Here is a 9,422-nt window from a genome sequence, read left to right as displayed (position 1 = left end):
GGCTACGGCGACTACAAGAAGAAGCTCCTGGAGGCCTACCATGCGGCCCTGGGCCCGGCCCGCAAGCGGCACGCCGAGCTGGTGGCCGACCCCGGCGAGGTGGAGCGCATCCTCCAGGACGGCGCCCAGCGCGCCCGCGCCGAGGCCTCCCGGTTGATGGACAAGGTCCGCCGCGCGGTGGGCATCCCCTGAGGTGGGTAGCTGAACGGGCTTTCACTGCCGATTGTTTGACCCACCTGAAGGGCGCTGCTAAGGAGGTGTGTCCCCCCGAGTCTCGTCCGAGGCCACGGAAAATCGGGCCTTTACGCGATGACCCGCTGTCACACCCACACCTTCGAGGCCAGCCCTAAGGAATACCGGTGAGTGAAGGTCGACGCGCACCGGCCGAGGAGGCCCTTCGTGAAGGGGAGTTGCCCAAAAGCCCGGGCGACTCCTTCCGCGTCGCGCTGCCCAACTTCGAAGGTCCGCTGGACCTGCTGCTCCACCTCATCAAGGAGCACCGGGTCGACATCTTCGACATCCCCCTGGCGCTGATCACCGAGAAGTACCTCGAGCACCTGGAGCGGATGCGGGAGATCAACCTGGACATCGCCGGGGAGTTCCTGGTGATGGCCTCCACGCTGGCCCACCTCAAGAGCCGCATGCTGCTGCCCCGGCAGGACGCCGCGGCGGTGCAGGAGGGGGCGGAGGTGCTGGCGGCGGTGGAGGAGGCGGGGGACCCGCGCGCGGAGCTGGTGCGGCGCCTGCTCGAGTATCAGAAGTACAAGGACGCCGCCGAGCAGATGGCCACGCAGGACATCCTCGGCCGCGACGTCTTCACCCGCAACGTGCCGGTGGAGGCGGTGCCCATTCCCGAGGAGGAAGTGGGCCTGCAGGAGTTCAGCGTCCTCAAGCTGGTGGAGTCGCTGGACCGGGTGCTGGAGCGGTTGCAGCCCAAGCTGCAGCACGAGGTGGTGCGCGAGCGGGTGACGCTGTCCGAGGCCATCCTCCGCGTCGTCGAGCGCCTGCGGCCCCAGGGACAGGTGCTCTTCGAGAGCCTGTTCTCCGAGGAGGAGACGCCCACCCGGCAGGAGATTGTCATCACCTTCCTCGCCATCCTCGAAATGGTGAAGCGCCGGCTCATCCGCGTCGTGCAGGATGAGCCGCTCGGACCCATCCTGCTGCTCCCCAACGGGGACGCCCTGGAGAAGCTGCAGCCCACGGAGGTCGACGACAGTGACTACCGGTAGAAACGGACCGCGCGACGACGAGACGCCCGAGCCAGGCACGCCTGGAGGCCCCGGCCCGTTCTCCGAGGATGAAATCGCGGCCGTCACCGGCCCCGGCCCGGCGGACGAGCTGGACGAGCTGGAGGCCGCCGCCATCGAGGAGGACTCGGACGACGCCGCGCCGGACCTGCAGACGTCCTTCGAGAAGCTCGTCACCAAGAGCCGGAAGCTGTCGCCGGACCGTATCCGCACCGTCATCGAGAGCGTGCTCTTCGTGGCGGAGCGGCCCCTGTCCGTGGACGAGCTGTACCTGGCCACCGGAATCGAGCGGGAGCTCATCGCCGAGGCGCTCAACCAGTTGTCCGGCATCCACCGCGACGGCATCAGCGGCATCGTGCTGTTCGAGGTGGCCGGCGGGTGGCAGTTCCGGACGGACCCGCATTCGGGCGAGTACGTGCGGCGCTACCTGCGCGTGAAGCCGCAGCGGCTCACCCGCGCGGCGGTGGAGACGCTGGCCATCATCGCGTACCGGCAGCCGGTGACGCGGCCGGAGATTGAGGACATCCGCGGCGTGGACTGCGGGGCCGTCATCAAGGCGTTGATGGATAGGAAGCTGGTGAAGATTCTCGGCAAGCGCGAGGAGGTGGGGCGGCCCATCCTCTATGGCACCACGCGCGAGTTCCTGGAGTTCTTCGCCCTGAAGGACCTATCGGCGCTGCCCACGCTGCGGGAGTTCCACGAGCTGACACAGGAGCACCGGGAAATCGTAGAGAAGGAAGTGCAGCCGGCGCCGAAGGCGGAGGGGACCGTGGACACCCTCTCGGATCCGGGCTTTACGAAGCGCATGGAGAAGAACGCGGCGGCCAGTGAGGCCGCCCTGGAGGAGCTGGAAGAGGCCATGCAGGCCGCCGACCGGACACAGAAGGTCGCATCCAGCGTCCTGGACACGCCCCCGAAGCCCGCGACGGGCGAAGAGGGGCCCAAGCCCGAGTGACGGGCAAGACGGAAGAAGGCAAGGATGGCTGCCGAAAGACTACAGAAGTACCTGGCTCGCGCGGGAGTGGCTTCGCGCCGGCATGCAGAAGAGCTCATCACCGCGGGCCGTGTGACGGTGAACAACGAGACGGTGACGGAGCTGGGCAGCCGGGTGGAGCCGGGCAAGGACCTGGTGGCGGTGGACGGGCAGCTCGTCTCGCCGCCGGAGACGTCCTCGTACTACGTGCTCTACAAGCCGATTGGCGTCGTGACGACGCTGTCGGATCCGCAGGGCCGGCCCACCGTGGCCAACTACGTGGAGGAGACGGGCAAGCGCCTGTTCCCCGTGGGCCGACTGGACTACGACGCCGAGGGCGCGCTGCTCTTCACGGATGATGGCGCGCTGGCGCACAAGCTGACGCACCCCAGCTTCCAGGTGCCGCGCATGTACCTGGCCAAGGTGAAGGGCGTGCCGGACGCGGCCACGCTGGGCAAGCTGCGCGGCGGCGTGCGGCTCGAGGACGGCATGGCCACCCCGCTGTCGGTGGACGTGTTCGAGGCGGCCGAGCGCAACACGTGGCTGAAGATTGTCGTGGCCGAGGGCCGGCCGCACCTCATCAAGCGGCTGTGCGCGGCGGTGGGCCACCCGGTGGTGCGCCTGTTCCGGCCGGCGTACGCGGGCGTCGGCGTGGAGGGCATGCGGCCCGGGGATTTGCGCTCGCTGAAGAAGGGCGAGGTGGAGCTGCTCAACGCGGTGGCCGAGGGCCGCTCGCAGCCGCCGGCCGTGGAGCTGAAGCTGCCGCCGCGGCGGCACGGGCGCGCGGCGCCGGGCTTCGATGGCGAGGAGGCCGAGCTGTCCATGGACGATGAGTCACCCGAGATGCCCGAGACCACCGGGCGCAGGGCGGCTCGCGCGATGGACGCGGTTCCCGAGAAGCGTGAGCGCAAGCCGACCGCCGAGGCCGGTGGCACGGGCCTGGCGCGGTTCGGCCGCGCGCGCGGAGCGGACACGGGCCGTCCGCAGCGCCGCGAGAGGGGCGGTGGTGGAGACGAGGCGCCTCGCGCCCGTGGCGCGGGCCGTCCGGAGCGCAAGGCGTGGGGCGGTGACGAGGGTGCGTCTCGCGGCGCCGCCGGTCGTCCGGCGCGCAAGACCTGGGGCGCGGGCGGTGACGAGGGCGGTGCGCCTCGGGGCCGTGGCGCGGGCCGTCCGGAGCGCAAGGAGTGGAGCGCCGGTGGTGCCGAGGGGGCTCCTCGTGGCCGCGGTGCGGGTCGTCCCGAGCGCAAGGAGTGGAGCGCCGGTGGTGCCGAGGGGGCTCCTCGTGGCCGCGGTGCGGGTCGTCCCGAGCGCAAGGAGTGGAGCGCCGGTGGCGATGAAGGCGCGCCCAGGCGCGGCGCGGGTCGTCCGGAGCGGGGTGGCGAGGACCGTCCCCGGGCCCGTGGCTTCGGCGTTGGTGGCGCGGGCCGTCCCGAGCGCAAGGAGTGGAGCGCGGGTGGTGGCGAGGGTGCTCCGCGTGGCCGCGGCACGGGGGGCGAGGACCGTCCCCGGGCCCGTGGATTCGGCACCGGTGGCGCGGGCCGTCCGGAGCGCAAGGAGTGGAGCGCGGGCGGTGCCGGTCGTCCGGCTCGCAAGACGTGGGGCGGCGGCGACGAGGGGGATTCTCCTCGGAGCGCGGGCCGTACCGAGCGTCGCGAGTGGACCGCCGGTGGCTCGGGCGGCGCCGGTCGTCCGGCGCGCAAGGCCTGGGGCGCGGGCGGTGACGAGGGTGGTGCGCCTCGGAGCCGTGGCGCGGGTCGCCCGGAGCGTCGTGAGTGGAGCGGCGGCGGTGATGACGGTGCGCCTCGCGGCCGTGGCGCGGGCCGTCCGGAGCGCGGTGGCGAGGACCGTCCCCGGGCTCGCGGCTTCGGCGCCGGCCGGCCGGAGCGTGGGGGTGAAGACCGTCCCCGGGCCCGTGGCTTTGGCACCGGTGGCGCCGGCCGTGCGGAGCGTGGCGGCGAGGACCGTCCCCGGGCTCGCGGCTTCGGCGTGGGTGGCGCCGGCCGGCCGGCTCGCAAGACGTGGGGCGGTGGCGACGAAGGCCGTGCTCCCCGGGGCGAGCGCCGTGAGTTCAGCGCCCGGAGCGGGGGAGCGGGTCGTCCCACGCGGGGCGGTGACGAGGGTGCGCCTCGGGGCCGTGGCGCGGGCCGTCCGGCCTTCGGCGGTGGTGCCGGAGCCCGGGGGGCAGGCGGCCGTCCCGAGCGCGGGTCGTGGAGCCCCACCGACGAGCGCGGCAACCCCAGCGAGCGCATCGTCCGGGCCGGCGCCCGCCGAGGCCCACCGGCCGAGCGGGAAGGCGGCGAGAAGTCCGGCGGCTTCCAGGATTGGGGGAAGAAGAAGGAGCGGGGCACCGCGCCCCGCTGGAGCAGCGGGCCTGCCCGGGGTGGCGCGGGTCGGCCTCCTCCGAAGGGGCCCCGCCGTCCGCGCTGACGCCCCTACATGGCTGATTGGGAGCCGGGGGGCTCGTTGATATAACCGGCGCCGACTTTTCCACCGTTTCCCTCCGCGGAGAACGATGAGAACCGGCGTGCGCCCCTTCATCCTCGTCATGGCCCTGGTCCTCGGCTGCAACGGCAGCCGGGACCAGCTCCTCGCCGACCTCCAGAGTCCTCGTCCGGAGGTCCGCGCCCTTGCCGTGAAGAAGCTCGCCGGCCAGGGCAATGCGGACGACCTCGTCCTCTTCACCCGCGCGGCCAAGGACCTGGCCGCCATCGTCCGCGCCGAGGCCGCCGTGGCGCTCGGTGAGAGCCAGGACCCCCGCGTGGTGGACCTGCTCGGCGAGCTGCTGGAGGACCCCGTCGAGGACGTCCAGGCGCGCGCCGCCATGGCGCTCGCCAAGGTGCAGAACGACAAGGCCAAGGCGTACCTCACGCTGCAGTACGGTCGCCGCAGCCGCGCCACGCGCCAGGTCATCGTCCAGGCCCTCAAGAGCGCGAACGTCAACGGCGCCATGGCGGAAGTGGTGGCCGCCGAGGCCAAGGCGCAGTGGGACCGCAACCTCCTGGCCCTCACCGAGGGCGAGCTGCCCGAGCGCGTGGGCGCCGCCGAGGAGCTGGGCAAGAGCGGGCGCCCGGACGCCGTGACGCGGCTGATGCCGCTGGTGCGCGACAGCCAGGTCATCCTCGCCGCCGCGGCGGTGCGGGGCCTGGGAGACGCGGGCGACAAGCGCGCGGTGGGCGAAATCGCCCTGCTGCTGAACGAGAGCTTCCCCGAGCTGCGCGAGTCCGCCATCATCGCGCTGACGAAGCTGCAGGACCCGGCCGTCGCGCCGCGCCTGCAGGCGGTGGCCATGGAGAAGAGCGCGGTGAGCCCGCTGGCCATCGACGCCATCCTGGCCTTCCCCCGCACGCCCCAGACGGACGCCGCGCTGTGCGCCGTGATGATGGACGGCGCTCCCGCCGAGGCGCTGGCCGCCGGCAGGGCCATGCGCTCGCGCGGGGGTTGCCCGGTGGACCCGATTGGCGAGCGGCTCGCCCGGCCCGCGACGGCGGCCAGCGGACTCCAGGCGGTGGTGGGCCTGGGCCCCACGGCGCAGCCCCTGCTGGGCAAGGTGACGCCGTGGCTCAACCAGCCCGACGCCTCGCTGCGGCTGCTCGCGGTGGAGGCGGTGGAGGCCATGGGCGACGCGTCGGTGGTGCCCGCCCTCCAGAAGCTGTACGAGCAGGAGGCGAAGGGGCTGGAGGCGATGCGCGCCGACTGGGTGACGCAGCCGCTGCCGGAGCGCTACGGCCCCGGCTTCGACCCGGCCTCCGAGGCGTCTCCCGTCAAGAGCCTCACGCAGCAGGCCGGCGGTGAGGACAAGGTGGCGAAGCACGCGCAGCTCCTCGAGCGCGTGAAGGCGCTCAACGCGGCCCGCGCGCGCGAGGCCGGGCGGGCGGTGGTGCAGCCGCGCGTGCCCACCGAGCTGCACGACGACGTGGACCCGGAGCGGCTGCGGCCGCTGGCCACGCTGCTGCGGGCGCTGGGCACGCTGAAGGCGCCGGGCGCGCTGGAGCTGCTCAAGGGCTACACCCAGGATGCGAGCGCTCCCCTGCGCGTCGCGGCCCTGACGGGGCTGGCGCGGCTGGGCCCGGAGGGCGTGGAGCTGGCCAAGGCGGGGCTGCTCGAGCCCGAGCGCGACGTGCAGAAGGCGGTGGCGCAGGTGCTGGCGGAGGCGGGCGACGCGGGCCAGGCCGCGCTGGTGGAGATGATGCCGAAGATGGGCAGCGAGAAGCTGCTCGCGCTGGATGCGCTCACGCGGGGCTCGGGCGTGCCGGTCTCGGCGTCCGCGGCGCTGCAGGCGGTGGTGAGCGAGGGTGGAGCGGAGGCGGCGCTCGCGGCCTCGCTGCTCGGCCGGATGGGCGCGAAGGACGCGGTGCCCACGCTCATCAAGGCGCTGGATGAGTCCAACAGCGTCGCGCGGCGGGACGTGCTGCTGGCGCTCGGGGCGATTGGCGACGCGCAGGCCGCCGAGGCGGTGGCGAGGGACCTGTACCACGACCTGCCGGAGGTTCGCGCCGCCGCGGCCTCGGCGCTGAGGAAGATTGGAACCCCCGCGCAGGCCGAGTCGCTGGATGCACTGAAGGGCGACTACTTCCGCACCGTCCGCGAGTCCGCGGGCGCGGCGCTGACGAAGGACGGCACCGCCGCCGAAGGGGCCCGCTAATGGAGCTGCGCAAGCTCAAGGACAAGGCCACCGAAGCCTTCACCAAGGGCCGCTTCTCCAAAGCCGCGGAGCTGTACGAGGAATACTGCCGGGCCGATCCGAAGGACCACCAGTCGCGCCTGCGCACGGGGGACGCGTGGGCCAAGGCCGGGCAGCGCGAGCGCGCCATCGCCGCGTACCAGTCCGCCGCCGAGGGCTTCGCGAAGGAGGGCTTCCTTCCGCGCGCCATCGCCGCGAGCAAGCTCATCCTGGAGCTGGACCCCGCGCATCGCGGTGTGCAGCAGATGCTCGCGGACCTGTATGCGCGCCGGTCCGCGCCCGCTGGTGCGAGGGCTCGCGGTCCCATGGGCAGCGCGCTGACGCCGCCCCCCGCGCCCGAGCCCACGGCGAAGTCGCGCCTGCCCGAGGCCGTCCGCGCGGCCGTGGCGGAAATCAAGGTGGATGTCGACGTGGACGCCCCGGAGACGCCTGTCGCGCTGGAGGCGGGTGGGGCGCCGGTGGACCTGTCCTCCGAGCTGCCCCCGGAGCTGTCGCTGAACGCGCGCCCGGCGTCGGGCGAAGTGGTCGTCCACTCCGTGAGCGTCGGGACGGAAGAGGAGCACGCGCAGGGCACGGAGATCTCGCTGGACGTCGAGGTGGCCGACGAGCCGATCCTCGTGGGCGAGCCCGTCGAAGCGGCGCGTGAGGCGGAGCCAGTCATCATCGGTGAGGCACTGCCTCCCGAGGCGGACTCCGTGCCCCCGTCAGCGCGCCCGGCCCATGCGCCAGTCGCGAGCGGGGTGGAGGCTCGGGGCTCCGCTGTGGGGTCCACGGCCGCTGCTCCCGCGGCAGACGCGAGCACGCCTCCGTCGGCTCCGCGCGCGGTGGCCGTGACGCCCCCGGAGCCCGCGAGCACGTCGGCCTCCCGCTCGCCGGTTGCTGATTCCGCGAGCGCGCCCCCCGCCGCGGTCGCTCGTCCCGCGACCAGCTCGCTGCCTCCGGGCCTCGCGCCTCGCTCTTCACAGCGAATTCCCGTGCCAGAGGCCCTGCGGCAGCCCGCGCACACCACGCCCGTGCCGGCGCCGGCTCCCGCGGCGAAAGGTCCCATCAGCGGGAAGTGGAAGGCGCTCGCGTCGCCCATCTCGGACCCGAGCCTCCAGGCCCCGGGCCCCGTGAATCCTCCGGCGCCCTCGGCCCCGGAAGCCCCTGTCTCCGCCGCGCCTCCGGGCCTGCGCCCGCGCCGCGTCGAGGCGCCAGCGCCCACCGCCCCCGCCGCGCTCCCGTTCCGGGAGCTGGCCCCGGACCTCGACAACTCCCTCCGGCCCGCGGCGGTCCCCACGTCCTTCACGGAGCTGGAGCTGGAGGGCGACTCACTGCTGCACGCCGTGGAGCTGGCGGCCCAGGCCGGCCTGAGCCAGCGCACGGCCCTGGCCGTCCCGGCGACTCCGGACGACGACGAGGAAGTCTACAGCCTCACCGAGGAGGTCGGCGGACCCGAGGGGCGCCCGCTGGACGAGCTGCCCACCGTTCCGCTGTTCTCGGACCTGCCGCGCGACGCGTTCATCGAGCTGTTCGAGCGCTGCCCGCTGCGCCGCTTCGGGCCGGGCGAGCGCATCATCGAGCAGGGCACCCGCGGCGACGCCTTCTACGTCATCTGCGAGGGCGCCGTGCGCGTCTTCCGCGTGGACAACGGCGAGCGCGAGGACCTCGCCACCCTGGAGGGCGGCGCCTGCTTCGGTGAGATGGCGCTCTTGTCCGGCGCGCCGCGCACGGCCTCCGTCGAGGGCGCGTCCGAGGACACGCAGCTCTTGGAGATCTCCGCGCCGGTGCTCGCCGAGCTGTCGCGCCGCTACCCGCTGGTGGCCAAGGCCCTCAAGAAGTTCGTCCGGCAGCGGATGCTGACGAACGTGATGAACACCTCGGCGCTGTTCCGGCCCTTCAACCGGAAGGACCGGCGCACGCTGGTGGAGCGCTTCCGCGCCCGCGACGTCGAGCGCGATGCCGTCATCATCCGCGACGGTGGGGAGACCGACGGCCTCTACGTCGTCCTCTCCGGCGAGGTGGAGGTGAGCAAGGACGGCCTGTTGCTGACGCGGCTGAAGGAGGGCGACCTGTTCGGCGAAATCTCGCTGCTCCAGAAGACGCCCGCCACCGCGACGGTGACGGCCACGCGGCACACCACGCTGCTGCGGCTGCCGCGCGAGGACTTCGACGCGCTCATCTCCAGCCACCCGCAGATTCTCGTGCTCGTCTCCGAGCTGAGCGATGCGCGCCTCTTGCGCACCCGGAAGGTGCTGGGCGCCGCCACCTCCGGTCAGCCCACGGAGGTGGACGAGGAGCTCATCCTGGTGTGAGGCCGCGCCGGCCTCACCGCACCTTCGCGAGGTAGTCGTCGCGAGTCACGAGGCCGCGCGTCTCCAGCAGCTCCAGCATGGCGCGCAGCGAGCGGGCCTGCTGCGCCACCATGCCCTCCAGCCGGGACACCTGCTGGGTGAGCTCCTCCACGCGGCGCACCAGCTCGCTCTCGCGCGGGCTGGGGGCCGCGTGCGTGAGGGTGGGGGCGGCGTCCGCCGACGTGGGC

At 73.4% G+C, this 9,422-nt stretch carries 5 protein-coding genes and 2 pseudogenes; 6 read left to right on the top strand and 1 reads right to left on the bottom strand.

Translation table 11 applies throughout. From position 1 onward, the window contains the following. The 6 genes and pseudogenes from HG543_RS47560 to HG543_RS47535 all read left to right on the top strand — a co-directional run. A pseudogene (locus HG543_RS47560) lies at positions 1–192 on the top strand (tryptophan--tRNA ligase); the annotation flags it as partial. A gap of 167 nt (positions 193–359) precedes the next feature. After that, positions 360–1,229 carry a segregation/condensation protein A gene (locus HG543_RS47555; protein ID WP_169351603.1) on the top strand — a complete coding sequence of 290 codons (870 nt, stop codon included), beginning with the start codon at positions 360–362 and terminating at the stop codon, positions 1,227–1,229. After that, positions 1,216–2,202, top strand: coding sequence for an SMC-Scp complex subunit ScpB (gene scpB / locus HG543_RS47550; RefSeq protein WP_169351602.1), 987 nt, complete (start codon positions 1,216–1,218; stop codon positions 2,200–2,202). Before HG543_RS47555 ends, scpB begins: the two co-directional genes overlap by 14 nt. A gap of 24 nt (positions 2,203–2,226) precedes the next feature. Next, positions 2,227–4,647 carry a pseudouridine synthase gene (locus tag HG543_RS47545; protein ID WP_169351601.1) on the top strand — a complete coding sequence of 807 codons (2,421 nt, stop codon included), beginning with the start codon at positions 2,227–2,229 and terminating at the stop codon, positions 4,645–4,647. 85 nt (positions 4,648–4,732) lie between these two features. Continuing rightward, positions 4,733–6,862, top strand: coding sequence for a HEAT repeat domain-containing protein (locus HG543_RS47540; RefSeq protein ID WP_169351600.1), 2,130 nt, complete (start codon positions 4,733–4,735; stop codon positions 6,860–6,862). Continuing rightward, positions 6,862–9,195, top strand: coding sequence for a cyclic nucleotide-binding domain-containing protein (locus HG543_RS47535; RefSeq protein ID WP_169351599.1), 2,334 nt, complete (start codon positions 6,862–6,864; stop codon positions 9,193–9,195). The genes HG543_RS47540 and HG543_RS47535 overlap by 1 nt, the downstream gene beginning before the upstream one ends. A gap of 13 nt (positions 9,196–9,208) precedes the next feature. Here HG543_RS47535 and HG543_RS47530 read toward each other — a convergent pair. Continuing rightward, positions 9,209–9,422: pseudogene (locus HG543_RS47530) on the bottom strand (hypothetical protein); the annotation flags it as partial.

Source organism: Pyxidicoccus fallax (assembly GCF_012933655.1).
Classification (GTDB): Bacteria; Myxococcota; Myxococcia; order Myxococcales; family Myxococcaceae; genus Myxococcus; species Myxococcus fallax.
This window is presented reverse-complemented; position numbering and strand designations above follow the sequence as displayed.